The organism is Nitriliruptor alkaliphilus DSM 45188 (assembly GCF_000969705.1).
GTDB lineage: Bacteria > Actinomycetota > Nitriliruptoria > Nitriliruptorales > Nitriliruptoraceae > Nitriliruptor > Nitriliruptor alkaliphilus.
The window spans coordinates 4252351-4276728 of sequence record NZ_KQ033901.1; the positions used below are offsets into that span (position 1 = coordinate 4252351).

At 73.0% G+C, this 24378-nt stretch carries 20 protein-coding genes; 7 read left to right on the forward strand and 13 right to left on the reverse strand.

Features of this window, described 5'->3' with window-relative positions:
* Positions 1-11 precede the first annotated feature (11 nt).
* The 4 genes from NITAL_RS19665 to NITAL_RS19680 form a co-directional block, all read right to left on the reverse strand.
* Complete coding sequence (locus tag NITAL_RS19665) at positions 12-437, reverse strand: hypothetical protein (RefSeq protein ID WP_157041974.1); 426 nt, start codon at positions 435-437, stop codon at positions 12-14.
* Entirely contained in the window at positions 434-3445 is a 3012-nt protein-coding gene (locus tag NITAL_RS19670) for a bifunctional [glutamine synthetase] adenylyltransferase/[glutamine synthetase]-adenylyl-L-tyrosine phosphorylase (RefSeq protein ID WP_052667891.1), read from the reverse strand. Before NITAL_RS19670 ends, NITAL_RS19665 begins: the two co-directional genes overlap by 4 nt.
* Before the next feature lie 9 nt (positions 3446-3454).
* Positions 3455-4801 carry a glutamine synthetase family protein gene (locus tag NITAL_RS19675; RefSeq protein WP_052667893.1) on the reverse strand — a complete coding sequence of 449 codons (1347 nt, stop codon included), beginning with the start codon at positions 4799-4801 and terminating at the stop codon, positions 3455-3457.
* A gap of 206 nt (positions 4802-5007) precedes the next feature.
* Positions 5008-6402 carry an ammonium transporter gene (locus tag NITAL_RS19680; protein WP_211262533.1) on the reverse strand — a complete coding sequence of 465 codons (1395 nt, stop codon included), beginning with the start codon at positions 6400-6402 and terminating at the stop codon, positions 5008-5010.
* Positions 6403-6766: 364 nt separating this feature from the next.
* On the opposite strand from NITAL_RS19680, the gene NITAL_RS19685 reads away from it, so the two are divergent.
* The 4 genes from NITAL_RS19685 to panB all read left to right on the forward strand — a co-directional run bounded on the left by NITAL_RS19685 (position 6767) and on the right by panB (position 11262).
* Positions 6767-8563, forward strand: a complete 1797-nt coding sequence (locus NITAL_RS19685; RefSeq protein ID WP_052667894.1) for an NAD+ synthase — start codon at positions 6767-6769, stop codon at positions 8561-8563.
* Between the two features lie 35 nt (positions 8564-8598).
* Positions 8599-9570 carry an alpha/beta fold hydrolase gene (locus NITAL_RS19690; RefSeq protein WP_052667896.1) on the forward strand — a complete coding sequence of 324 codons (972 nt, stop codon included), beginning with the start codon at positions 8599-8601 and terminating at the stop codon, positions 9568-9570.
* Between the two features lie 93 nt (positions 9571-9663).
* A complete protein-coding gene (locus tag NITAL_RS19695) occupies positions 9664-10254 on the forward strand; it encodes a hypothetical protein (RefSeq protein ID WP_052667899.1) in 591 nt (196 codons plus the stop codon).
* 171 nt (positions 10255-10425) lie between these two features.
* Positions 10426-11262 carry a 3-methyl-2-oxobutanoate hydroxymethyltransferase gene (gene panB / locus NITAL_RS19700; RefSeq protein WP_052667901.1) on the forward strand — a complete coding sequence of 279 codons (837 nt, stop codon included), beginning with the start codon at positions 10426-10428 and terminating at the stop codon, positions 11260-11262.
* Positions 11263-11275: 13 nt separating this feature from the next.
* Here panB and larC read toward each other — a convergent pair whose 3' ends face one another.
* The 9 genes from larC to NITAL_RS27520 form a co-directional block, all read right to left on the reverse strand.
* Positions 11276-12055 carry a nickel pincer cofactor biosynthesis protein LarC gene (larC, locus tag NITAL_RS19705; protein ID WP_052667903.1) on the reverse strand — a complete coding sequence of 260 codons (780 nt, stop codon included), beginning with the start codon at positions 12053-12055 and terminating at the stop codon, positions 11276-11278.
* 1 nt (position 12056) lies between these two features.
* Complete coding sequence (gene larB, locus NITAL_RS19710; RefSeq protein ID WP_211262534.1) at positions 12057-12755, reverse strand: nickel pincer cofactor biosynthesis protein LarB; 699 nt, start codon at positions 12753-12755, stop codon at positions 12057-12059.
* Positions 12752-13588, reverse strand: a complete 837-nt coding sequence (gene larE, locus NITAL_RS19715) for an ATP-dependent sacrificial sulfur transferase LarE (RefSeq protein ID WP_052667905.1) — start codon at positions 13586-13588, stop codon at positions 12752-12754. Before larE ends, larB begins: the two co-directional genes overlap by 4 nt.
* Positions 13585-14511: a lysophospholipid acyltransferase family protein gene (locus NITAL_RS19720; protein WP_052667906.1), complete on the reverse strand. Its 927-nt coding sequence runs from the start codon at positions 14509-14511 to the stop codon at positions 13585-13587. The genes larE and NITAL_RS19720 overlap by 4 nt, the downstream gene beginning before the upstream one ends.
* Positions 14511-16088, reverse strand: a complete 1578-nt coding sequence (gene larAH, locus NITAL_RS19725; RefSeq protein WP_083441805.1) for an NPN-dependent hydroxyacid isomerase, LarAH14/15/16 family — start codon at positions 16086-16088, stop codon at positions 14511-14513. The genes NITAL_RS19720 and larAH overlap by 1 nt, the downstream gene beginning before the upstream one ends.
* A gap of 11 nt (positions 16089-16099) precedes the next feature.
* On the reverse strand, positions 16100-17305 hold the full coding sequence (locus NITAL_RS19730; RefSeq protein ID WP_052669833.1) for a zinc-dependent alcohol dehydrogenase: 1206 nt from the start codon (positions 17303-17305) through the stop codon (positions 16100-16102).
* The gene (locus NITAL_RS19735; protein ID WP_052667908.1) at positions 17305-19575 is read right to left on the reverse strand and encodes an HAD-IB family hydrolase; all 2271 of its coding nucleotides are present in this window, start codon (positions 19573-19575) and stop codon (positions 17305-17307) included. The genes NITAL_RS19730 and NITAL_RS19735 overlap by 1 nt, the downstream gene beginning before the upstream one ends.
* Positions 19576-19922: 347 nt before the next feature.
* Entirely contained in the window at positions 19923-20783 is an 861-nt protein-coding gene (locus NITAL_RS19740) for a helical backbone metal receptor (RefSeq protein WP_157041976.1), read from the reverse strand.
* Positions 20780-21340 (reverse strand): cob(I)yrinic acid a,c-diamide adenosyltransferase, encoded by a 561-nt coding sequence (locus tag NITAL_RS27520; protein WP_052667911.1) that lies wholly within the window; start codon positions 21338-21340, stop codon positions 20780-20782. Before NITAL_RS27520 ends, NITAL_RS19740 begins: the two co-directional genes overlap by 4 nt.
* A 205-nt stretch (positions 21341-21545) precedes the next feature.
* On the opposite strand from NITAL_RS27520, the gene NITAL_RS28200 reads away from it, so the two are divergent.
* The 3 genes from NITAL_RS28200 (at position 21546) to NITAL_RS19760 (ending at position 24362) form a co-directional block, all read left to right on the forward strand.
* Complete coding sequence (locus NITAL_RS28200) at positions 21546-21785, forward strand: hypothetical protein (RefSeq protein WP_052667913.1); 240 nt, start codon at positions 21546-21548, stop codon at positions 21783-21785.
* A gap of 17 nt (positions 21786-21802) precedes the next feature.
* Entirely contained in the window at positions 21803-23224 is a 1422-nt protein-coding gene (locus tag NITAL_RS26705) for an anthranilate synthase component I family protein (RefSeq protein ID WP_211262535.1), read from the forward strand.
* Positions 23225-23306: 82 nt separating this feature from the next.
* The gene (locus NITAL_RS19760; protein ID WP_052667916.1) at positions 23307-24362 is read left to right on the forward strand and encodes a DUF2330 domain-containing protein; all 1056 of its coding nucleotides are present in this window, start codon (positions 23307-23309) and stop codon (positions 24360-24362) included.
* Positions 24363-24378 lie beyond the last annotated feature (16 nt).

A 24378-nucleotide genomic window follows, 5' to 3' on the forward strand; every position in this document is an offset into this window, starting at 1 on the left:
CGACGCTCGCCTCAGCCGACGACGTCGCCGAGCAGGGCGAACCGGCGCACCCCGCAGCGGGTGAGGTCGACACCCGGGTAGCGCGACCGCACCCCGTCGGTGACCTCACCGGTCCTGCCGGCGAAGGTGACCTCGTCCCCGACCCGCAGGCGGACGCCGCCGACATCGACCGTGATCGCCCCGCCGTCGAGCGGACCGAAGGCGGTCGGCGACGCGAACAGCGGCAGCAGCAGACCCTCGTCGTCCTCGAGCAGCACGCACTCGCGTTCCACGACCAGCGTCCCGGACACCGTGCCGCTCGGGATGCCGTCGATGTCGTCGACGGCGACCAGGTAGGGCCGCTGCTCGAGGGGCCCACCGCTCGGCCCTGCACCACAGCCAGCCGTCAGGGCGGCCGCGCACAGCCCGACGATCACGACGCGCCACCGGCCGATCACCACCCCTCACCGCCGTCCTGCTCGTAGAACAGCCGCAGGCACACCCGCCGGACGTGTCGGGCGTGCCGCCGGCGATCCTCCTCGAGCTCCTGCCAGCCGCCCCGCCCGTAGCCCATGGCCCGCGCCAGCGTCTCAAGGGTGTGGGTCTGCTGCGGGACCACGTCCACATCGCGGTGGCGCAGCAGGTAGCGCCGGTTGCGCAGCTCCGACAGGAACCGGAACCCCTCGCGCAGCCACGCCGCGTCCCGGTGCTCGAGCAGGTCGGCATCCTGCATGGCGTCGAGGACCCCCATGGTCGAGGTGCCACGGGCGGCGACCGACGTCGCCCCGTGGCGCTGCTGGAGGAGCTGGACGGTCCACTCCACGTCGGACAACCCGCCGGGGCCGAGCTTGATGTGGCGTTCCGGATCGACACGCTTCGGGATGCGCTCGCGTTCCAGGCGAGCCTTCATCCGACGGACCCGCGTCGCGGCACGGTCGTCGAAGTCCTGCGGGTAGGCCAGCGGTCGTGAGGCTTCGACCAGACGCTGTCCGAGGTCGGCGTCCCCGGCCACGTGGCGTGCCTTCAGCAGCGCCTGGTGCTCCCACGGTTCGGACCAGCGCTCCCAGTACGCCTCGTAGGAGGCCAGGGAGCGTGACAGCGGACCGCTTCGCCCCTCCGGGCGCAGATCGGCGTCGACCTCGAACGCGGTGCCGTCCGGGGTGATGGCCGACAGCGAACGCATCACCTCGGCCCCGATGTCGAGGGCGAGCTTGCCGGCCTTGGCCTCGTCGGCTCCCGGGACCACCTCGTGCACGAACAGGACGTCGAGGTCCGACGCGTAGTTCAGCTCGAGGCCACCGAACTTGCCCATCCCGACGATCGCCAGACGGACCGGCAGCTCGTCCGGCCCGTCGAGACCGAGCTCGCGGCAGCGCCTGCGCAGGACGTCGGACAGCGCGCCCTCCAGGCACGCCTCGCCGAGCGCCGTCAGCTCCTCGCCCACCCCGGACACCGAGGTCAACCCCGCCAGGTCGCGCACCACCAGCCGCAGCAGCTCGAACCGCTTGAAGCGCCGCAGCGCCGAGTTGGTGTCCTGCCAGGTGAGCCGGGCCAGGGCCATCCGGGTGAGCTCGTCGCGCGTTCGAGGCTCCCGCCGTGCCTCGTCCTCGCGGAGCCAGCCCACCCCGCCGGGCTGACCGGCCAGCAGCTCACCGGCGACCTTCGAGGTACCGAGCAGCCGCCCGAGGAGCTCCGCCGAGGGCGGGTGGTCACGCAGGTGGTTGAGCAGCTCTGCCCGCTCGCCCTGCGCGTCGACCAGGTCGCGGAACGAGGCCAGCCCGCCGTTGGGGTCCGGGGTCTCCTCCAGAGCCGACAGCACGGCCGGGAGGACCGCACGCACCGTGCGGGCGCGCCGCGACACGCCCGCGGTCAGGTGCCGGACGTGACGCAGCGCCGCCGTCCCGTCGGTGAAGCCGAGCGCGGTGAGCCGCTCCCGCGCCGCGTCCTCCCCCATGAGGCGGACCTCGGTCGGCAGCGACACGCCTGCGGCGTCCGCCGAGACGGCGGCGTAGCTCTCGAGCAGCGGGCGGAAGAACAGCTTGGCGTGCAGCTCACGGACCCGGGCCTGGGTCCGCGACAGGTCACGGTGGAAGGCGGTCCGCGCGGGCTCACCGTCGGCGGGCCGGTACCCCATCGCCCGCGCGAGCCACTCCTGGCGGTCCGGGTCGTCGGGGATGGTGTGGGTGCGCCGCTCGTGCGCCAGCTGGAGGCGGTGCTCGACGGTGCGCAGCAGCCGGTAGGCCTCACCGAATGCCGCCGCATCCTCGTCGGCGACGTACCCGCCCCGTGACAGCGCGGCCAGCGCGGGCAGGGTCCCCGTCGCCCGGAGCGTGCGGTCGACCCGGCCGTGGACGATCTGCAGGAGCTGGACCGCGAACTCGACGTCGCGGATACCGCCCGGCCCGAGCTTGAGCTGCCGCTCGCCATGCCGTTGCACCTCGGGCTTGGACTCGATCCGCGCCTTCATGGCCCGGACCTCGGCGACCACGCCGGGGTCGAGCTCCTCGGGCCACACGAACGGTTCGGCAGCGGCGAGCAGCTCGGCGCACAGGTCACGGTCCCCCGCCACCGGCCGGGCCTTGAGCAGCGCCTGGAACTCCCACGTCTTGGCCCACCGCTCCCAGTACGCCTGGAACGAGGCGACCCGGCGCGAGAGCGGGCCCCGACGCCCCTCGGGGCGCAGCGTCGGGTCGATCTCGTACGCGCGACCCATCGTCGTCGACGCGTTCAGCAGCTCCATCAGGCGCGACAGCACCGCCTTGGCCTCGCGCGCCGCCGCCTCGTCCTCGCCCTCGACCGTCGGTTCGTGCACGAAGACCACGTCGACGTCGGAGACGTAGTTCAGCTCGCGGCCCCCGAGCTTGCCCATCCCGATGACCCCGATCCGGGCCGCGGGCTGACCGTCACCCACGTGCTGGCGGTGCAGCGCCGCCAGCGTCCCGGTCAGGACCGCTTCGGCGAGGTTGGCGAGCTCACGGGCGACCGCTTCGACGTCGTCGACCCGCGTCAGGTCCCGACCGGCGATGTCGGCGGTCGCCGCCCGACGGATGGCGGCGACCGCCGCTGCTTCGTCGGCGGGTGTCTCGGCGTCGAGCACGGCCTGCTCGACCGCGTCGGCCGTCCGCGACACGTCCACCCCGTCGAGGGTCCGCAGGGCGTACACGGCATCGGCGTAGCGCGCCAGCAGATCACCGAGGGGACGCGACGTGCCGCCGACGGCGATGACCCGCTCCAGCCAGGCCTCGTCGGCCCGGACCTCGTCGAGGAGGGAGGGGGCGTGGATGGCGAGCTCGGCCACGCAGCGCAACGCGTCCTGCGGATCGGCCGCCGTCGAGACCAGACCGAGGAGGTGCTCGTCGACGCCGCCCTCCCAGGCGAGGCCGGCCTCCTCGAGCCACGGCAGCGCCTGATCGGCGTCGAGGCCGGCCTTCGCGAGGCGGGCCCGCAGGGAGACGGAACGGGTCACGTGCGCCGCCTACAGCAGCGGCAGGTAGCGCTCGAGTTCGAACTGGGTGACGTGCGCGGTGTACTCGTCCCACTCGCGTCGCTTGTTGGCGAGGAAGTAGGCGAACAGGTGCTCGCCGAGGGTGTCGGCCACCAGCTCCGAGCCCTCCATGACCTGGAGCGCCTCGCCGAGCGAGGACGGCAGCCGCTCGATGCCGTGGGCGGCACGCTCGGCCGGCGTCAGCTCGAAGCTGTTGTCCTCGTACTCGTCGGCCAGCTCGTAGCCCTCCTCGATGCCCTTCAGACCGGCGGCGAGGATGAGCGAGAACGCCAGGTAGGGGTTGCAGGCCGGGTCGGGTGAGCGGAACTCGATGCGGGTCGACGCGCCCTTCCGGGGCTTGTACATCGGCACGCGGATGAGCGCCGATCGGTTCGAGTGACCCCAGCTGACGAAGATCGGCGCCTCACCCGACGGCAGGGGCCCGTGCAGCCGCGCGGTCAACCGCTTGTAGGAGTTGACCCACTGGTTGGTCACGGCGGTGATCTCGCGGGCATGGCGCATCAGGCCGGCGAGGAACGACTTGGCGGTCTTCGACAGCCGGTAGGGATCCGAGCTGTCGTGGAAGGCGTTGGTATCGCCCTCGAACAGGGACAGGTGCAGGTGCATGGAGTTGCCGTACTCGCCCTCGAGGGGCTTCGGCATGAACGACGCGTACACGCCACGCTGGAGCGCCGTCTCCTTGACCACGAGCCGGAAGGTCATGATGTTGTCGGCCATGGTGAGCGCGTCGGCGTACCGCAGGTCGATCTCGTGCTGGGACGGGCCGACCTCGTGGTGGCTGTACTCGACCGAGATCCCCATGCGCTCCAGCATGTTGATCGCCTGCCGCCGGAAGTCCTGCTGGATGTCCAACGGCGTCATGTCGAAGTAGCTGCCGTTGTCGAGTGGCGTCGGGTCCTCACCCCCCTGGAAGAGGTAGAACTCCATCTCGGGGTGGACGTAGAAGGTGAACCCCATGTCGGCGGCACGTTCGAGGGTGCGCTTGAGCACCAGACGCGGGTCCGCCGCGAAGGGTTGACCGTCCGGCGTGACGATGTCGCAGAACATGCGCGCGACGCCCTGGGACTCGGGTCGCCACGGCAGCACCTGGAAGGTCGACGCGTCCGGGACGACCAGCATGTCGGCCTCCTGGACGCGCGCGAAGCCGTCGATCGCCGACCCGTCGAAGCCGATGCCCTCCGAGAAGGCGTTCTCGAGCTCGGCCGCGGTGATGGCCACCGACTTGAGGAACCCGAGCACGTCGGTGAACCACAGGCGGATGAAGCGGACGTCGCGCTCCTCGACGGTACGGAGGACGTACTCCTGCTGCTTGTCCACGTGGCGCTCCTCGCGAGGTGCCTGCACCGGGGACGAGAGGGCCGGCGCCGCGCCGCCATCGTAGTGAGCTGTCGAGGCGACCTGCCGCGCCCGGCGGTGGCCGGTGCCGGGACGGCGGCGCCCCCGCCCGGAGCTCTCGCTCCGGACGGGGGCCGCCCGAGGACACGGTGACCGACGACGCCGGCCCTCGGTCCCGTCGCCGTGGATCAGTCGCTGGTAGCAGCCGTCCGCGGCGCCGGTGCAGCGGCCGCACCCGGCACGTACCCGCTCGAGGACGAGCCCGCCCCGTAGACCAGCTCGGGGTAGCCCGGCACGCCGTGCTCGTGCACGTCGAGGCCCTCGATCTCCTCCTGCTCGGGCACCCGGAGGAACCCGGCCGCCTTGAGCGCCGTGAACAGCACGCCGGTGGTGATGCCGACCCACGCGATGGTCGCGACCACGCCGACGGCCTGGTAGCCCAACTGGGCCGCCCCGCCGCCGTAGAACAGGCCGTCTTCGACGTGCGCGAGGCCGACCCACAGGGTGCCGAGGACGCCGCAGACACCGTGGACCGACGCCGCGCCGACCACGTCGTCGATACCTGCCCGGTCGATGGCCGCGACCGAGACCGCCACCAGCACACCGGCGATCAGACCGACCAGCAGCGCCATCAGGTGGGAGATGACGTCCGGACCGGCGGTGACACCGACCAGACCCGCCAGGATGCCGTTGGCGGTCATGGCGACGTCGAACTTGCCGTTCTTGAGGCGGGTGTAGAAGGCGGCCGCCAGACCACCGCCGGCACCGGCGAGCGAGGTCGTGACGATGACGTGGCCGAGCAGCGGACCGTCGAGTTCGAGGACCGACCCCCCGTTGAAGCCGAACCAGCCGAAGAACAGCAGCAGGGTGCCGAGCGACACGAACGCGATGTTGTGACCCGGGATGGCGCGGGGCTTGCCGTCCTTGCCGTACTTGCCGAGGCGGGGCCCGAGGATCGCGGCACCCACGAAAGCGGCGACACCACCGGTGAGGTGCACGATGGTCGAACCGGCGAAGTCGTAGAAGCCGAGCTCGTCGAGCCAGCCGCCACCCCACTGCCAGGCCCCGACCACGGGGTAGATCAGCGCGGTCAGCGCGACCACGACCACGAGGTAGGACCCGAACTTGATGCGCTCGGCGACGGCACCCGAGACGATGGTCGCCGCGGTCGCCGCGAACATCGCCTGGAACGCGAAGTCGATCTCGGTGGTGATCAGCTCACCAGCGCCGCCGGTGGCGTCCGACAGGAAGAAGCCGCTGGTGCCGATGAAGCCGCCGACCAGGTCGCCGTACATGACCGCCCAGCCGACGGCGTAGTAGGTGACGATGCCGAGGGTGATCGTCAGCAGGTTCTTGCCGATGATGTTGGCCACGTTCTTCTGGCGCGACAGGCCGGCCTCCAGCATCGAGAACCCGGCGTGCATCATGAAGACCAGGCCGGTGGCGACAACGAGGTACAGCGTCATGACGAAGACGTTGAGTGCCTCGAGGTCGACCGTGTCCTCGATCTGGGCGAACGCGGGGACGGCGGATGCCATCATCAAGGTGGCGGTCACCACCCCCAGCTTCAGCAGTCGCTTCACGGGTCTCTCCAGGTTGGTCGATGGCCCGCGGGTGGGGCGGCGCGTCGGTACGCCGGCCACCGCGACCTCGTCACGGGCGCCGTTGCGCCGGTCCGGGGGCGGGTGCGAGGAACGTCGCAGGACGCTGTGTCCCGGGGGTTGGCCGATCGTTTCGGCCACGTGTCGGACCACCCGCCCCGTGTGAACTCTGTGTTTCGTCGGGGTCGCAGCCCCTGTCGACGCGGGCCAGGGCCGACGGCGGGGGCCAGCGGACGGGCGCCGGCGGACGCGGACGCGCGGCGCCTCCTGCCGGGGTGCGCGCCGACGTCCCGAGCTAGCGTCGGCCCGCCAGGACCACCTCTGCTCCCCCACCCACGGAGTTCTCGTGCCGCTGCGGACCGCGTTCGGACAGATCGGTGCCCGCGTCGGGGACGTCGCCGGGAACGTCGACCGCATCCTCGACGCCTGGCGCCGTGCCGCCGACCAGGGCGCCGACCTCATCGTGTTCACCGAACTGACCACGACCGGGTACCCGCCCGAGGACCTGCTGCTCAAGCCGGAGTTCATCGCCGAGAACCTCGACGCGGTCCGCCGGCTCGCACGCGAGGGACCGCCCGGGACGGTCGCGATCGTCGGCTACGTCGGGACCGCCGTGGGCGACCTCGTCCACGACGACCCTGCGCACCCCGAGGGTTGGGAGGTCGCGTCCGCCGCTGGCGAGGAGTTGACCAACAGCGCCGCCGTGCTGGCCGACGGCGAGGTCGTGGCGACCTACGACAAGCTCCGGCTGCCGAACTACGGCGTGTTCGACGAGGCTCGCTACTTCACCCCGGTCGACGATCCGCTGGTGGTGCGCATCGCCGGCGTCCCGGTCGGCGTGACCGTCTGCGAGGATCTCTGGGTGGATCCCGGCCCGGTCGGCCACGCCGCGGACGCCGGTGCGGCCGTCGTGGTCAACCTCAACGCCTCGCCGTACCACCGGGGCAAGCGGGACGAACGACAGCGCTGGGCGGCCCACCACACCACCCGGGACGGGACCTGGCTGGTCTACGTCAACGTCGTCGGCGGCCAGGACGACGTGGTGTTCGACGGTGACTCGTTCCTCGTGGGCCCGGACGGTGAGGTGCACGCCCGTGCCGCCCAGTTCGAGGAGGATCTGCCGATCGTCGAGATCCCGGTCGAGCCCGCCGCCGTCGACGTGGAGGTCGACCTGCCGGGTGCCACCGGGGACCGGCCGGACCTGCCGGCTCACGTGGACCGGCCGCGCCTCGATCCGGTCGGCGAGGTCTGGCACGCCGTGGTGCGGGCGACGCGCGACTACTGCCACGAGAACGGCTTCCGCGACGCTCTCCTCGGGCTGTCGGGTGGCATCGACTCGGCGGTCGTCGCGGCGGTCGCCGCGGATGCCCTCGGGGCGGACCACGTCACCGGTGTCCTGATGCCCTCGCCGTACTCCTCCGGGCACTCCGTCGACGACGCACGGACGCTGGCCGAGGCCCTCGGGATCGAGCACCGGACCCTGGAGATCGCCGGGCCCCTCCGGGCGGCGAGCGACACCCTGGGGGACCTCGTCGTGACGGGGTTCACCGAAGCGGACCGAGCCGGCTGGCCCGAGGGCCGCGAGCCGGGGGTCGCCTACGAGAACCTCCAGTCGCGGCTCCGCGGGCTGCTGCTGATGGCGCTGTCCAACGAGACCGGCGCGATCGTGCTCACCACCGGGAACAAGTCCGAGTACGCCGTCGGGTACGCCACGCTCTACGGCGACATGGCCGGCGGGTTCGCCCCCCTCAAGGACGTCCCGAAGCTGCTGGTCTACGAGATGGCCCGCTGGCGCAACGCCAACCCGGCCCCCTTCGGGGGTGCCGACGACGGTGAGGTCATCCCGGCCTCGACCATCGACAAGCCACCGTCGGCCGAGCTGCGCCCCGACCAGCGCGACGAGGACTCCTTGCCGCCGTACGAGGAGCTCGACGCCATCGTGGCGGGGTACGTCGAGGACCTGCGGTCGGTCAAGGACATGGCGGCAGCCGGCATCGCCGACGAGGACGAGATCCGGCGCGTGGTGCGACTCATCGACCGAGCCGAGTTCAAGCGCCGCCAGGCCGCACCCGGTCCGAAGATCACCTCACGTGCGTTCGGACGCGAGCGCCGGGTGCCGATGACCAACGCCTGGCACGGCTGACCGCTACCGTCCTGAGCAGGGGCGGAGGGCGATCCGTGGGCACGAAGGGCGACGGCCGGAGGCGCGCCGCAGCGCGCGCAGATCTGGCCGCCGCGGAGGCCCGGCTGTTCGCCGCGCTCGACCTGCCGCTGCGCGAGCGTTGGATCGAACTCGCGGACGGACCGGTACGAGGCGTTCGGGTCCTGGAGACCGGTGCGGGACCACCGCTGGTCCTCCTCCACGGGGCCGGCGCCGGGGCTGCGATGTGGGCGCCGCTGCTCGCACGGCTACCGGACCACCACGCCATCGCGGTCGACCTGCCCGGCTGCGGGGCCAGCGACCCCTTCGACGTGACCGGCGTGGACCTCCGGGGCCACGCCGTGGCGTTCCTATCGGCCCTGCTCGACGCCCTGGAGCTGCCGAGCGTCACCGTGGTGGGCAACTCGCTCGGGGGCAGCTACGCGCTGTACGCCGCCGCCGCGGGTGACGCACGACTCGCCTCGCTGCTGCTGCTCGGTGCCACCGGGGTGGCGCTGCCCGGCGGACGTGCCACGCCGCCGATGGCGTTGCTCAGTCGGCCGTGGGTCGGGCGGATCGCGGGCACCCTGACGCCACGCATGAGCCCGTCGCTCTCACGACGGTTCTTCGCGAGCATCGTCGGGCGTCCGGCCGTGGACGCGGTCCCGGTCGAGATGTTCGCGGTGACCGCCGCGCTCGCCGACCTCGGCGGCCCGACCTTCCGTGCGCTCATGCCGGAGCTCTTCACCGGGCGCACCGTCCGAGCCCACCTGCCGCTCACCGACGACGAGCTCCGGGCGATCGACACGCCGACCCGGTTCGTCTGGGGTCGCGACGACGTCTTCCAGCGCCCGGCCGACGGCGCCCGAGCGGCAGCGCTCATGCCGACGGCCGACCACGTCGACGTGCCCGGCGGCCACCAGCCCTGGTGGGATGACGCCGGGACCTGCGCCGCGCTCCTGCGCGAGCACCTCGAGACCCGCGACGACCCGTCGACATCACCGAGCTGAGGACGTGTGGGCACCCGCCACGACGTCGTCGGTGGTACCTCTCGGAGGCCGCGCCGCACGGCAGCGGTACCGGCCACGAGGCGAGGAGGCGGTGTGGGTCGCCGTTCGGGGCTCCCGGACCTGCTCGTCGTCCTGGCCGACGCGCGGCTGGCGCGGCGGTGCATCGAACGCCTGTCCCGTGCCGGGGTGGACGGCGGCGCGATCGAACTGCTCGGCCGGGTCGAGGTCGTGACCGCAGGCCGGGATGGCGACCGGCAGACCGACCGCGGCAGCTCGTTGGCGATGGGCGGGCGCGTCCTGCGGGGGCTGGCGTGGGGGGTGCCGCCGGGCGCGGTGTTCGGTGCCGTGCTGCTGATGGTGACCTCGGGCCAGGGCACCGCCACGATGCTCGCCGGGCTCGGCGGCGGTGCCGGCTTCGGTGCCGGCATCGGGGTGCTGATCTCGCTGCTGACGGCCCCGACCATGGCCACCTCCTGGGAGCGGACCTTCGCGCCCCTGGTCCCCGGCGGGGTGGCGGTCGGCGTGCGCAGCCTCGATGCCCGCTCCCTCGACAGAGCCCGCCGTGTGCTGGCCAAGGTCGACGCCCGGACCATCCGCGAGGTCGGCGACCTCGACGATCTGCCCGACGGCCTCGTCACCGATCTCGAGAGGTCGGACCAGGCGGACACCGAGCCGCCGGACTAGGTGGAGCTCCTCGGTCGTCCCACGCGACCGGGCGTCTGCGGGTGCGGATGTGCCCGCGGACCCGATGCTGGCGTACCCTGTCGCCGTCACACCGATCCGGTCGACCGCTGGACCCCAGTTCGATCCGCCCACCCGGGCAGGACGAGAGCGGGCCGGCAGGAGGAACCCACGGTGTCCGTTCACGCTGCTCCCGACCGCGCGTCCAGTCCCTCGCGCCCCGTCTCGATCCACGATCTGCGGGCGTCGAAGGAACGCGGTGAGCGCTTCGCCATGCTCACCGCCTACGACGCCTCGTCGGCCGCCCTGCTCGACGAGCTCGGGGTCCCCGTCATCCTCGTCGGCGACTCGCTCGGCATGGTCGCCCTCGGCTACGAGTCGACCGTCCCGGTGACGCTCGACGAGATGCTGCACCACACCCGGGCGGTCGCTCGCGGCGCCCCGCACAGCCTCGTGGTGGGCGACCTGCCGTTCGGTACCTACCAGGACGGCCCGTCACAGGCCTTCGCCTCCGCCGTGCGCATGCTGAAGGAGGGCGGCGCCAACGCCGTCAAGCTCGAGGGCGGCGGACCGATGGTCGAGGTCACCGCCCACCTCGTGCGCGCCGGCATCCCCGTCATGGGCCACCTCGGCCTGACGCCGCAGTCGGTCAACCAGTTCGGCGGGTTCAAGGTCCAGGGGCGCGACGAGGAGGCGGCCGAGCAGCTGGTCGCCGACGCGATCGCGCTGGCCGACGCTGGCGCGTTCGCCATCGTCCTCGAGTGCATCCCCGAGGACCTCGCCGCCCGGGTCACCACCGCCGTCCCGGTGCCCACCATCGGCATCGGCGCCGGGCCCAGCTGCGACGCACAGGTCCTCGTCTGGCACGACCTGCTCGGCCTGACCACCGGCCGGCTGCCCCGGTTCGTCAAGCAGTACGCGGACCTGCGCAGCGAGGTCGCAGGCGCTGTCAAGGCGTTCGTCAGCGAGGTCGCCGACGGCGAGTACCCGGGCCCCGAACACACCTACTGAGGGCTCCGACCGATCAACCGTGCCCGTGATGTCCGGCCCCGACCAGCGCGTCGGGGCCGGACGGTTCGATGACCGCTGACCCGAGCAGGACCGTCAGCAACCGCACGTCACGACCGTCGCCGGCCGCGCCGCGCCCTGCACGCTCCAAGCGGAGCCGCGGGATGCCCGCCACCGGTTCGGCCAGCGCGGCGAGCACGGCCGCCCCCGAGGGGGTGGTCAGCTCTCCGGGCCGTGGGCCGCCCTCGATCACGAACCCGCGCAGCAGCTCCAGCACCGCCGGCGGCGGCACCGGGAACCGGCCGTGTGCGATGTCGATGGTGCCGCTCCCGACCGCGATGGGCGAGGTCGTGATCGTGTCGACGTCCAGCAACTCCAGGGCTGCGGCGGCGGCGACGAGCAGGACGAGGGTGCGGGGACGACCGAGCTCGTGGAACCGCACGTGATCGCGCGGTCGACCGTGGACGGCGGCCTCGGCGTCGGCCAGGGCGCCGACGATCCGGTGCATGCGGTGGTGCGCGCGATCCGACAGTTCGGCCGCGGCCGCTGCGGCATCGACGGCACCGGCCAGCGCTGTTGGCGTCTCGGCGCGGGGGGCCGACGGGTCGACCTCGACCCTGACCCGTGTCGCGCCCACCTCGCGGGCCTCGACCCGTTCCACGAGCAACCGCGCAGACAGGCCGGCGCGCTCCACCACGCCCTGCAGCTCGCCGGCGTCGGCTCCGACCGCGACGAGGGCGGACAGCCACAGCTCACCGGTGATGCCGTCGTCGCACAGCAGGTGGAGGACGGCCACGTCAGGCGGCCCGCAGGATGCGACGTGCCAGCATGGCTGCGCCGAACCCGTTGTCGATGTTGACCACCGCGATGCCCGGGGTGCAGGCGGACAGCAGGCCGTGCAGCGCCGTCATGCCACCGTTCGCCGCGCCGTACCCGACGCTGGTGGGAACGGCGATGACGGGGGCCGCGACCAGTCCGGCGACCACGGGGCCGAGCGCTGCTTCCATCCCGGCGACCACGACCAGCACGCGAGCGGTCTCGAGCGCGGGACGGACCTCGAGCACACGGTGCAGACCGGCCACGCCGACGTCGACGATCGTGGCCGGCCGCTCCCCCATCGCTTCGAGGACGAGCCGGCACTCGTCGGCGACGCGCAGATCGCTGGTGCCTGCGGTCACGATGGTGATGTCGCCGGTGCGGACCTCGGGATGGGGTGCCAGGGCGTCGAACACGAGCAACCCCGCCTCGCGGTGCCAGACGATCTCGGGGTGAGCGGCTCGCACCGCTGCTGCGTGCGCGTCGTCAGCGCGGGTGACCAGCACGGGGCGGACGCCTGCCGTCACCAGGGCCGAGGTGGCCGCGACCGTCTCGGCGGGGGTCTTGCCCGCGGCGTAGACCACCTCCGGCTCGCCGGTCCGGGCCGCACGGGCGGTGTCGGCCCGCACCACCGGCGTGGCGGTCTCAGTGCCGGGTGCAGCGGGGGCCTCCCGAGTCACGACGTCACCTCCACCACCGGCAGCAGTCGGTCGGTGACGGTCGCACCGCGGCCAGGCCGGGTCCGGCTCGCGTCGAGCCCGGCGAGGTCCAACGTCACGTGCGCGTAGCCGACCTCGCGCAGCGCTGCGACGATCGTCGCCGCCTCGCGGACGGCCCGCCCATGCTCGACGGGGTCGAGCTCGAGGCGGGCGAGGTCGTCGTGGTGACGGACCCGGAAGGCGCTGAACCCCATGTCGAAGAGGCGCTGCTCGGCTGCGTCGATCCGGGCCAGCTTCTGCGGCGTCACCTCGTCGCCGTACGGGATGCGCGACGACAGGCACGCGAACGCCGGCTTGTCCCACACCGGCAACCCGAGCTGACGTGCCAGGTCGCGGATGGCGTCCTTGCCGAGGCCCGCCTCCCGCAGCGGTGCCCGGGCGCCCCACCGTTCAGCCGCGGCACGGCCCGGTCGGTGCTCACCGATGTCGTCGGCGGTCTCGCCGTGCGCGATGGTGGCCAGACCCCGGCGGTCGGCGACCTGCTGGAGCGCGGCGAACTGGTGGTCCTTGCAGAACAGGCACCGGTTGGTGGGGTTGGCGGCGTAGCGGGGATCGTCCACCTCCGACGTCGTGACCACCTCGAGGTCGATGCCGATCGCCTCGGCGGTCGCGATGGCTCCGTCGAGTTCGCGGGCCGGCAGCGACGGGGAGCGCGCGACGACGGCCACCGCACGGTCACCGAGGACGCGGTGCGCGACGGCGACCAGCAGGCTCGAGTCCACCCCGCCCGAGAGGCCGACCGCCACGCTGTCGAGCGCCGCGACGCTCGCCTCGAGCCGTTCGAGCGCGCTCATCGCTGGCTCCTGGTCGACCAGACACGGCGTCGCTGCGGGGGCGGGTCGGGCTCGAGCAGCGCCCACCGGCGCCGCCACGCGGCCACCGCCGGACCCCGCAGGCTCGGGGTCCGTCCGGCGTGGTCGGCCCGCATCGCCGACCACCAGTCCGTGCGCTGCTCGTCGAGGAGGACGGCGACGGCCCGCTCGACCCGACGGGTGAGGGCGTTGGCCGTCTCGCCCGGTTCGGCCCGGAGCGGGTGCCCGTAGCTGATGCGCACCCGTGGTCGGCCACGGGAGGGCCACCCCTGACCGCGCGGCATCGCCCGCCAGGTGCCGTCGATGGCCACCGGCACGACCGCCACACCGTGCTCGACCGCGAGATGGCCGGCGCCGCTGCGGAAGCGCGACGCGTACCCGTCGTGCGATCGGGTCCCCTCGGGGAAGACGAGCAGGTGGTAGCCCTCCTCGAGCAGGTCGACCGGGAGGCCGTCCCGTCCACCGGGCCGGCGATCGATCGGTGCGGCGTTGAAGACCAGCGCCGTCGCGGCTGCTCGCCACCAGGCGTCGAAGAAGTAGTCGGACGCGGCGAGGGTGACCGTCCGGCGCCGCACCTGCTTCGGGAGGGAGATCAGCACCGTGGGCGCGTCGAGGTGCGAGCTGTGGTTCGGCGCGAGGATCACCGGGCCGTTGCGGGCTGCCTCCTCCACGCGGTCGCGGCCCTCCACGACCGTGACCACCTGGCTGGTGAGCAACGGCGCCAGCGCGCCCGTCTGGATCCCTTCACGCACCGCGGCCGCCGGGCGCGAGCGGACCCACCGTGTGGGCAGCTTCCACGCCGGCGGTTCGGGCGTGATCTCGACGAGGTCGGCTGGCGGCAGCGGACGTCGGCCCCAACGCCACTCCTGGGCCGTGCGACGCACGGTGGCGACCGGTCCCGTCATCAGCGCACCTCGGCGAGGGTCAGCGGGGGGGCGTGCAGGTAGGTGATCGACGGGTCGCGACCGACGGTGTCGCTGGCCATCTCCAGCGCGTCGGTCAAGGTGCTGGCGGCGCGGAAACCGAGGTGGCGCGCGGTCCGGGGGTCGGCACCGACCCAGATGACGTCGCCGAGGTGGTCCATCCCGTGCGACGCCCAGTACCACATGTAGAACGGGTGGACCCCGTGGTAGGCGTGCGAGGAGCGGTACAGGTGCACGTACCAGGGGTCGTGCGCGTACTCGCTCTCGTACTTCTCCTCGATCAGCCGCGGCACGGTGGTGTCGGCCAGCACGTGGTCGTAGAAGTCGACGTAGGACGGGTGGTGCACCGTGTGGAACTCTCGCTGCAGGGGGTGCGAGAGGATCATGACGCCGCCCTCGCGGACCAGCGGCCTGCCGCGGTACATGTTGAAGAAGTACCCGAGCCCCATACACACCGCGAGGATGGGGTTCATGATGGAGTTGACGTTGTACGGCCCGACGTACGGCACACCCGTGACGAGCACGTCGGTCTGGCCATCGACCTCCACCAACTGCTGGCGGTGCACGTTGGCCAACGTCAGGGCGTGCACCGCCTCGGTCTCGCCGGCCTGGACGCTCGTCAGCTCGTAGGCGGCCTTCGAGCCGTGGAGCACCTTGCGGCGGGCCTTGCGGGGCAGCCGGTCCAGCGCCGCCTTGGTGGCGAAGGCGGCCGCCTGGTCGCGGGCCGACCACTCCCACTCGCGGCGGGTGAAGAACCCGAGCTCCTCGGGGAAGGCGGCGTTGTTGACGGTCGTCTCGACGGTGAAGATCGACAGGTGGTCGGCGAGGAGCCGGCCCATCCGGGTCGCCGAACCGTGCAGGGCCGAGTGCCCGGGGTCCATGTAGCTGGTGGAGTGCAGCATCGTCCTGACGTTGTGGTGCGGCCGCAGGCTCCGGTAGGAGGCCAGGCCGACGGGCACCGACTTGTGCCCGCCGTCCATGGTGACCAGGTTGATGTTGACGTAGACCAGCAGGTCGGAGGTGGCGGCCCGCCGGTTGATCTCGACGTCCTCGCCGTGCTCGGTGACACCGATGAACTCGAGGTCGTCGGCGTCCTCGGCGTCGTGGTTGCGCAGCGCATCGGGCCAGAACGAGCGGAAGACACGGTCCCCCACGATGTGGCGGACCTCGTCGGCGGTCATGCGGCGGTGCAGGGCGTTGGCCGCGACCAGTTCGACGTCGTCGACGCCGGCCCGTGCCGCGAGCGTCAGGACCTGCTCGATGATGCGCTGGCGGATGTCGGGCGGGCGCATCGGCGGTAGCGGCAGGGAGATGTCGTCGAAGGCGATGGTGAGGCGCATGCCGGGCTGGAGGAGCTCGCGCAGGGGCGGCCGCCCGTGGGGGTGTTCGAGGGCGTGGGCGATCGCGGCATCGGGGTCGGGCAGCCCGGGGAGCACCTCGGGTGGATAGATCACGCGCGCGCCGAGGGGGAACCGCTCGAAGCGCAGCTGCTCGCCGTGGTGGACCAGCAAGGGCGGGGTCCGCTCGTCGACCTCGACCACGACACCGGGGCGGGGCATGGGCGTCTCCTTCAGCTGGTCGCGGTCAGGTCGAAGGCCACCTTGGGGGTGCCGAGACGACCCGCGTCGAGGGCGTGGTCGATCGCCTGACGCCACCGCGGCAGCGGGTAGGTCGCGGGGGCCAGATCGTCCAGGGGGGCGGCGCGGGTGAGGTCGAGAGCGAGGTCGAAGGCCGCGACGCCACCCGCTGCTTCCTCGCGACCGCTGGCGTACGCCCCCACGACGGTCAGCTCGCGGAACCAGGCCGGCGAGAGGTCGACCCCGGCGGGCGGCATCCCGCTGAGCACGACGCGGCCACCGGCCCGGGTCGCCCGCAGCGCCAGGTCGGCCGAGCTGCGCGAACCCGCGCAGTCGATGGCGATGTCGACGCCGCCGAGCAGGAAGTCGGCGCCGAGGTCGGGGTGCAGGCGCAGCGCCCGGGTCCGCTGGCGCACCGTGCCGAGGGCAGCATCGGGGCTGACGACCGTGGTGGCGCCGAGGTCCTTGGCGAGCCCCGCCTGCCGGGGGTGCTTGGCGGTCACCAGGATGCGGCCCACCTCGGTGACCGCTCGCAGCGCCAGCACCGTCAGCAGCCCCACCGCTCCGGAGCCCACGACCAGGACCTGGTCGTCGGGCGTCACCTCGGCCCGCAGCGCCGCGTGGATGGCACACGCCAGCGGCTCCACGAGCACGGCCCGAGCGTCGGACACCTCGTCGGGAACGACGTGCAGCTGGGAGCGGTGCGCGATCAGCTGGTGGGACCAGCCGCCTCCGACCGAGCCGCAGTAGCCGGTCTGGAGCCCCGGTTGCAGGTGGCCGACCGTGACGTGGGCACAGCGGCTGGTGCGTCCGGCACGGCACTCCTCGCAGGGTGCGAGCCCACGCGGCGCGCAGGCCAGGACCGGGTCGATCACCACCCGGGTCCCCGCGGCCAGGTCATCGACGTCGTCGACCAGTTCACCGACGACCTCGTGTCCCGGCGTGAGCGGGAAGGACACCAGCGGCGAGAAGTACGGCGACGTGCGACCCGAGAGCATCGACAGGTCGGAGCCGCAGATGCCCGAGAGGCGGGGGCGGACCCGGCTCCAGCCCACACCCCGCGGTTCGGGGGCGGGGCCCGACACCAGCCGCAGTGGTGCCAGGCCGGCCGAGATCGTCCCGGGGGCGCGGCGCGACAACGCGCGCGTGGCCACGTAGCGCGGGAGCGAGCGGTGGAACTCCAGCGACAGGGTGTCCATCAGCGGATCCCCACAGGGCGACGGGCGACGGGTGTCTGCGCGCTGCTCGACCACGTGGCGATCGCCCAACGCTGGCGGCGGGCCTCACGGTGCAGGGCGGCATCCGGATCGACGGCGACCGGGTGGCCGACGCAGCGCAGCATCGGCAGGTCCGACCGGCTGTCGGCGTACGCGAAGCTGCGTGCGAGGTCGGCCCCGGTCTCGGCCGCGTGCCAGGTCAGCCACGCCGCACGACCTGCCCCGACCAGCGGCGGCGTCGCCAGGTGACCCGTCGCGCGGCCCTGCTCGTCGACCTCGAGGTCTGCGGCGACGATGGTGTCGAACAGGGTCCGCAGCGGCGTGCAGAAGGCCGCGAGGGCGCCGGTGATCAGGATGGTGCGGTGGCCCTGCTCGCGGTGCTCGCGGATCCGTCGGACCGCCGCCGGCTTGAGGTCGTGCAGGATGCGATCGGACAGGTCGTCGTCCACCAGCGCCCTGAGCGCCGCCACGTCGGCACCGGCGAAGCGCTGGTAGAACGCCCGCAGGAAGCGCTCGCGGCTGGTGGCGTCGAGGCTGAGGTAGCGCGGCAGGGCGCGCAGGATGTCGGCCGCCTCGGTGACGAACGCCACGGAGCTGTCGGCCTTGCGTGCGCGCAGGTAGCTGGTGAGCACGTTGGTGTCGGCGACGGTTCCGTCCAGGTCGAACACGGCCAGGACCTGGCCACCGTCCCCGTCGACGATGACCGGTGGTGGACCCGGGACGGGACGGGGGGCCGCCTGTGGGAACCGCAGGATCGCCGTCACCGCAGGCACGTGGATGTCGACGAGGTACTCGTGCCAGTCGATCCGCCGCGGGTCGAGGTCGAACCGTTCGCGGTCCTCGCCCTCGAGCAGGTCGCCCAGCCGTTGCGCCTCGGTGTCGAGGAAGACCGACTCCACCTGGGCGTAGCTGCCGTACAGCTCGAGGAACCGGCTGAGGGTGGCCAGCCGTCGCTCGTGGCGGCCGAGGGTGCGGCTGATCTCGCGCAGGCGGGTGCCGGTGACGGGTGTGCGAGCGGCGAGCTGGCTCGCCGTCCTGGTCACGCGGGTCACGATGGCCAACTGCTTCTCGAGCCGGTCGGGACCGGGGAACCGCCAGATGGGCAGCGGCGTGCCCCGGCCACCCTGGCCCGGCAACGGGTCACGCTCGAACGCCTCGCGCACCAGCGAGTACATGCGGTGGATGGTGAGCGGGTTGCGCGCCCCCGTCCCCGAGGTGACGTACCTCGGGCTCCCCGGCTCGGGGGGGTGGGCCAACGCGACGATCAGCGCGTTGGCGACGAGGTCGACGGGGACGAGGTCCACGACCCCGTCGGGGATGCCCGGGAACTCGGGGATGTCGCCCCGCCCGAGTCCGACGATCAGCGGGTCGGCGACCTTGAAACCCTCCATCCAACCGGGGGCGGGGTCGCGGAGCGCCGACTCGATGATGGTCGGACGCACGATCGACAGGCGGCGGGATCCGAACCGTTCCTCGGCGACGCGTTCACCGCACGCCTTGGTGAAGGTGTAGCTGTCGGTGAAGCCCATCGAGCGCCCTCGGAGCCGGCCGGCCTCCACGAGCTGCCGGTCGACCCAGGCACGCCGGACCCGCTCGGCTTCCTCGGCGACCGCGAGGTCACCCGACGAGCCCGTGGTGCGGCGCGCTTCAGCGAGGAAACGGGTGAGCGCTGCGGGTTGACGCGACGCGGACTCGGCCCGCGCCGCCAGGTCGTCCGCGGCGGCCGCCTCCGCCCGCCAGTCGAGTGTGATCGGAACCGGCGCCTCGGGGACCGGCCCCGCGTGCAGCGCCGTGACGTACGCGGTCGAGACGTGGACCAGGTGCTCACAGCCGGCCTCGAGCGCCGCGGCGTAGAGGGTGTCCAGGCCCACCGCGTGCGTACGGAACGCCGCATCGAGCCGGCTGTCGAACGAGACCGTGCCGGCCACGTGGATCAGCGCATCGATGGGAGGCAGCGCCGGGAGGTCGGCGTCGAGATCGGCGTCGACCACCTCGATGCCAGCGAGGATCGCGTCCCGGTCACGGTGCTCACGCAGCCGGGCGAAGGCCGGGGCGGTGGCGAGCAGATCCTCCACCCGTGCCTGCGCAGACCGGCCGCCGCTGCCGCGCACGAGCAGGACCAGGCGGCACCCGGGCAGCTCCTCGAGCATCCGTCCGAGCAGCGCCTGTCCGACGAAGCCGGTCACACCGGTGAGGGCGACACGACGTCCGTCGAGGTGGCCGGCGATCGACCCGCCCGAACCGTGCCACACCACCTGTCACCCCTGCGTCCGGCCCGTGCCACGACGCAAGTACCCCCGGGGGCGTGGTGGGCGCCGGAGCGGGTCGGGCGACAGGGTTCTTGGTCCAGTTCACCTTGACGGGACGAACTTGTCCGACCATCCGCGGCGTCACACGAGCTCACTGAGGACGGCAGCCGCGAGGGTCGGATCGGCGAGCTGGACGTCGTGTGGGGCGATCGCGCCGGTGAGGTGCACCGCGTCGACGAAGCTGGCCACCGGGTGGTCCCGCAGGCGCTCGACGTAGCGTCGGCGCGCAGCGTCCGAGCCGCTCCCCTCTCCCGCCGCAGCATCCGCCAGACCCGGCCCTCACGCAAGGATCAGCCGGTCGAGCGGCTCCGGCCCTCGGGCCTGCGCCGACGCCGACCCAGGTGGCGGGTGAGCCGCCGGAGGTCGGCCACGGTCGAGGCGGTACGAGGCCCCCACCAGAACAGGCCCGTCCCGTCGATCGCGCGGACCCGGTGGCGCGGTAGGTCGGCGGCATCGGCCGGTCCGAACGCGTAGGGCTCGTCGGTGAGCAGGACGACGTCGAGGTCGGCGGCGAGGACCGCGTCGAGCCCCACCGTCGGGTACCGCTCCCCCGGCGCGTCCGGCCACACCGTGAACCCTGCGGCGGCCAGCACGTCCGCGGCGATGGTGGCCGGCCCGACGGCCATCCACGTCTCGTCGTCGCGCCCCTCCCCCGGCGGCAACCCGCGCCAGATCGGGACGAACGCGCGCTGGAGACCGCCCTGCGGCCGCGTGGCATGCACCCGGGCCAGCGCGTCGGTCACGTCACGTTCCGCCCCCGGGACGCCGAGGACGGCGGCCAGCCGCGACAGGCTGGTGCTGGCGTCCGCCAGCGTGCGGACCCGGGTGACCCACACCGGGACACCGGCGTCCCGCAAACGGTCGACGTCGAGGGGTCGGTTCTCCTCCTCGTTGGCGATCACCAGGTCCGGCGCGAGGTCCACGACGGCCGCGACGTCGGGGTTCTTGGTGCCGCGGACGGTGACGGACGCTGGGAAGGCGTCCGGCGGCGCCGTGCACCACTCGGTGCGGCCGACGACCCGGTCGGCGAGGTGCCACCACCACAGCGTCTCGGTCAGGTTCGGCACCAGCGAGACGAGGCGGCGCGGTCCAGGAGCGACGACGACCTCGGTCCCGAGGTCGTCGACGTGGACGGTCCCGGCCCCGATCAGGCGTCCTCGCGGGACGGGAGGTGGGTGCCCTCGACCTCACGGGCGAGCACGTACAGCTCGTCGGCGCAGCGGTTGAGGTAGCGCAAGGGCGCGTCGTCCGGCAGGATCCCGGCGCTCTTCATGGCGACCACCTCGCGCTCGGCGCGGCGGCAGACGGTGCGGGCGAGGTCGAGCGCTGCCGCGGCGCGGGTGCCCCCGGGGACCACGAACGTGGTCGGCAACGGGTGTCGGGCGACGCTGGCGTCGATGCGTGCGTCGATCGCGTCGACCATCGCGTCGTCGACCTTGGAGACGCCCACCTCGAGGCGGTCCCAGTGCTCCTCGAGCGTCGCGAGCTGGGCGCCGACGACGAACAGCTCCCGCTGGATGGTGAGCACGAGGTCGTGCAGGTGCGGCCGGTCGGCGTCGAGGGCGAGCTCGGCACGAGCGAGTCCGAGGGCGCTGCAGGTCTCGTCGACCGTGCCGTAGGCACTCGTGCGCAGGTCGTCCTTGCGGACGCGCCCGCCGTAGAGCAGGCCGGTCGTGCCGTCGTCACCACGTTTGGTGTAGACCTTCACGGCGGACGGCTCCTTGGTGCGATCGGGGGCGTGCCATCGGGGTGCGGGCAGGCGTGCCCGGGTGGGGGTCGGACCTGGCCGGTCGTCCGGCCAGGGCCCGGGCGGGGCCGGGCGAGCCTACCCAGCACGTTGCTGCCCCACCGCGAGCGCCGGTACCGTCATCCCCGTTCGGGACCGGCGTCGGTCCCCCCACCAGAGGCCCACCGTGTCCGATCGTCGCCCCCGTCAGGATTTCCGGGTCCTGACCCGCCGTCGCGGCGGGTACGACGGTGGGATGATGTACGACGTGCAGCTGCAGGTGGCGGCCACCGGCGCGCTGGTGTGGGCGCAGACCTTCTCCGACGAGGACCAGGCCACCGACTTCGAGTCGCAGCTCGACACCGACCTCGACGATCTCGACGACGCCGCGTTCCGTCGCAAGTACGGCGTCCCCGCGAGCGCCTGACCGTGTCGGGCACCACGGTGCCATCCGTCCCGGCCATCGACCTGCAGGTCCGTGCGCTGCCCGACGTCCCGCGCCGCCCCGACGGCCTCGTCGACCTCGATGCCGTGACGGCGGCGCTGGCACCGGCCGACCTGCTCGAGACCGCACCGGGGCGCAGCGGGTGGAGCTACGTCGTCCCGACGATCGGTGCACGCTTGGTCGACGACGGTCACCTGACCGTGATGCAGCACCGGGACGGACGCGTCGAGCCGCTCGGCGACGACCCGTTCGACGTCCTGGAACGCTGGTGCGCCACGCACGGGGTGACCCCCGACGCGCCGCGCGAGGCGGGTCTGCCGGCGTTCACCGGCGGCCTCGTCGGGGCCTTCGCCTACGACCTGGCTCGGCGGGTCGAACGGTTGCCGACGCGCGCGACGATCGACCGGCAGGGACCTCACCTGTCCCTGCGGATCGCGGAGCTGATCGTGGCGGTCGGTCCGGACCGCGACCGGGCGCTGCTGCTCGTACGGCCGCTGACCACCGACCCGGCGACCCTCGCCGCCGACGCCGACGAACTGGTGGCGCGCCTGGGCGGCCGAGCCGCCGCCCCGGCCGAACCCTCGGCCCCGTCTCCGCGACCGGTGACCACCTCGCTCCCACGCCCCGCCTACCTCGCCGCCGTCGAGTCGGTGCTCGAGCACATCGCCGCTGGTGATTGCTTCCAGGTCAACCTCACCCAACGGCTCACGACCCGGTGGCAGGCACCCGTCGAGCACCTCTACCGGCGGCTGCGGGACATCTCCCCAGCACCCCACGGGGCGCTCCTGCCCGACGTCGGGGTCGCATCCGTCTCGCCCGAGACCTTCCTGACCGTCGACGGTCGGGACGTGGCCACGCGCCCCATCAAGGGGACCCGCCCCCGCGACCCCGACCCCGACCTCGATGCCGCGCACGCCGACGACCTCGCGACCAGCGCCAAGGACCGTGCCGAGAACGTCATGGTGGTCGACCTCGAGCGCAACGACCTCGGCCGCGTCTGCGTTCCAGGGTCGGTGCGCGCCCCCCGTCTGTGCGTCGTCGAGGCCCACCCGACCGTCTGGCACCTGGTCTCCGACGTGGTCGGCCGGCTGCGCGAGGGGATCGGCTACGGGCAGCTGCTGCGTGCGACCTTCCCGTGCGGTTCGATCACCGGGGCACCGAAGGTCCGCGCGATGGAGATCATCGAGACGCTCGAGCCGGTCCGCCGTGGCTGGTACTGCGGCGCGGTCGGCTTCCTCGCTCCCGGGGCGGCCTCGCTGTCGGTCGCCATCCGCACGGCCACCCGGCACGCGGACGGCACGGTCGACCACGGCGTCGGCGGCGGCATCGTGGCGGACTCCGACCCCGCCGCGGAGCACGCCGAGAGCCTCGACAAGGCAGCTGCCTTCCTCCGTGCCGTCGCTGGCCACGTGGCTGGCTGACCGGCCCCCGGGCGGACCCGACGCAACCCTGCCGCCGTCGCGCACGTCCCACCTCCCACGCAGGCCGACACGGGAGGGCCCGATGCGTAGCTGGAAGCGGTACTCGATGATCCCGGCGACCACAGCCCTGTCGCTGCTGGTCGTCGCAGGTCCGGCACTCGCGTGCGGGGGCCTCATCGGCGAGAACGGGACCATCGAACTGGTCCGAACCACGACGCTGTCGGCGTACACCGACGGGGTGCAGCGGTACGTCACGGCGTTCGAGTTCACCGGCGAGGGCGCCGAGGTCGGCTCGATCATCCCGCTGCCGGACGTGCCCACCGACGTGGTCCGTGGCGGGGACTGGACCCTGCAGCGTCTGGCCCGCGAGGTCGCCCCGCCGGTGACGGCGGAGTTCGCTGCCGACGACGCTCTGGAGCTCACCGCGCTCGACGAGGCCGAGGTCCTGTTCCAGACCGAGATCGACGCGCTCGACATCACCGTGCTGCGTGGCGGTGCCGACGAGGTCGGACGGTGGGCGGTCGAGCACGGCTTCTTCCTCAGCCCCGACGCCCCCGAGATGCTCGACTTCTACGCCGAACGCAGCGAGATCTTCATGGCTGCCCGCTTCGACGCGTCCCGCGCGGCTGACCTCGGCCAGGGCGCCGGGGACAGCACCCCCATCATGGCGACGATCCCGACCGACCGGCCGTGGGTGCCGCTGCGCATCCTGTCGCTCGGTGCCGAGGAGGCCGACGTCATCGAGGCGGACGTGTTCCTGCTGACCGACGACCGACCGCAACTGCTCGCGGGAGGCACCGGACTGGCCCTCGAGCGCAGCGAGGCGGCGTCGACCCCGCTGCTCGACGACCTGCGCTCCGACGCCGGGATGGAGTGGCTCCCGCAGCAGATGTGGTTGACCTACCTCCAGCTGTCGGCGCCCGCCGGAGACCTGACCTACGACCTCGCCGTGTCGACCGACCCCGACGTGCACCCGAGCCTCGAGGACGTCGGGATCACCCTCGCGTCCGCATCGGTACCGATCGGGCCCGCCGCGGCGCGCCCCGGTTGGTGGCCGCCGGCCCTCGCCCTCGCGACGGGGCTCGGGGCGGTGGTCGCGATCAACGCACTGAGGCGGCGGCCGGGGGTGGGGTCGTGACCACCGAACGACGAGG

Coding starts and splice junctions, on each gene's coding strand:
- larE (WP_052667905.1), bottom strand. CDS start 13,588: ATGAGCGCGCTCGAACGGCTCGAGGCGAGCGTCGCGGCGCTCGACAGC.
- NITAL_RS19720 (WP_052667906.1), bottom strand. CDS start 14,511: ATGACGGGACCGGTCGCCACCGTGCGTCGCACGGCCCAGGAGTGGCGT.
- larAH (WP_083441805.1), bottom strand. CDS start 16,088: ATGCCCCGCCCCGGTGTCGTGGTCGAGGTCGACGAGCGGACCCCGCCC.
- NITAL_RS19730 (WP_052669833.1), bottom strand. CDS start 17,305: ATGGACACCCTGTCGCTGGAGTTCCACCGCTCGCTCCCGCGCTACGTG.
- NITAL_RS19760 (WP_052667916.1), top strand. CDS start 23,307: ATGCGTAGCTGGAAGCGGTACTCGATGATCCCGGCGACCACAGCCCTG.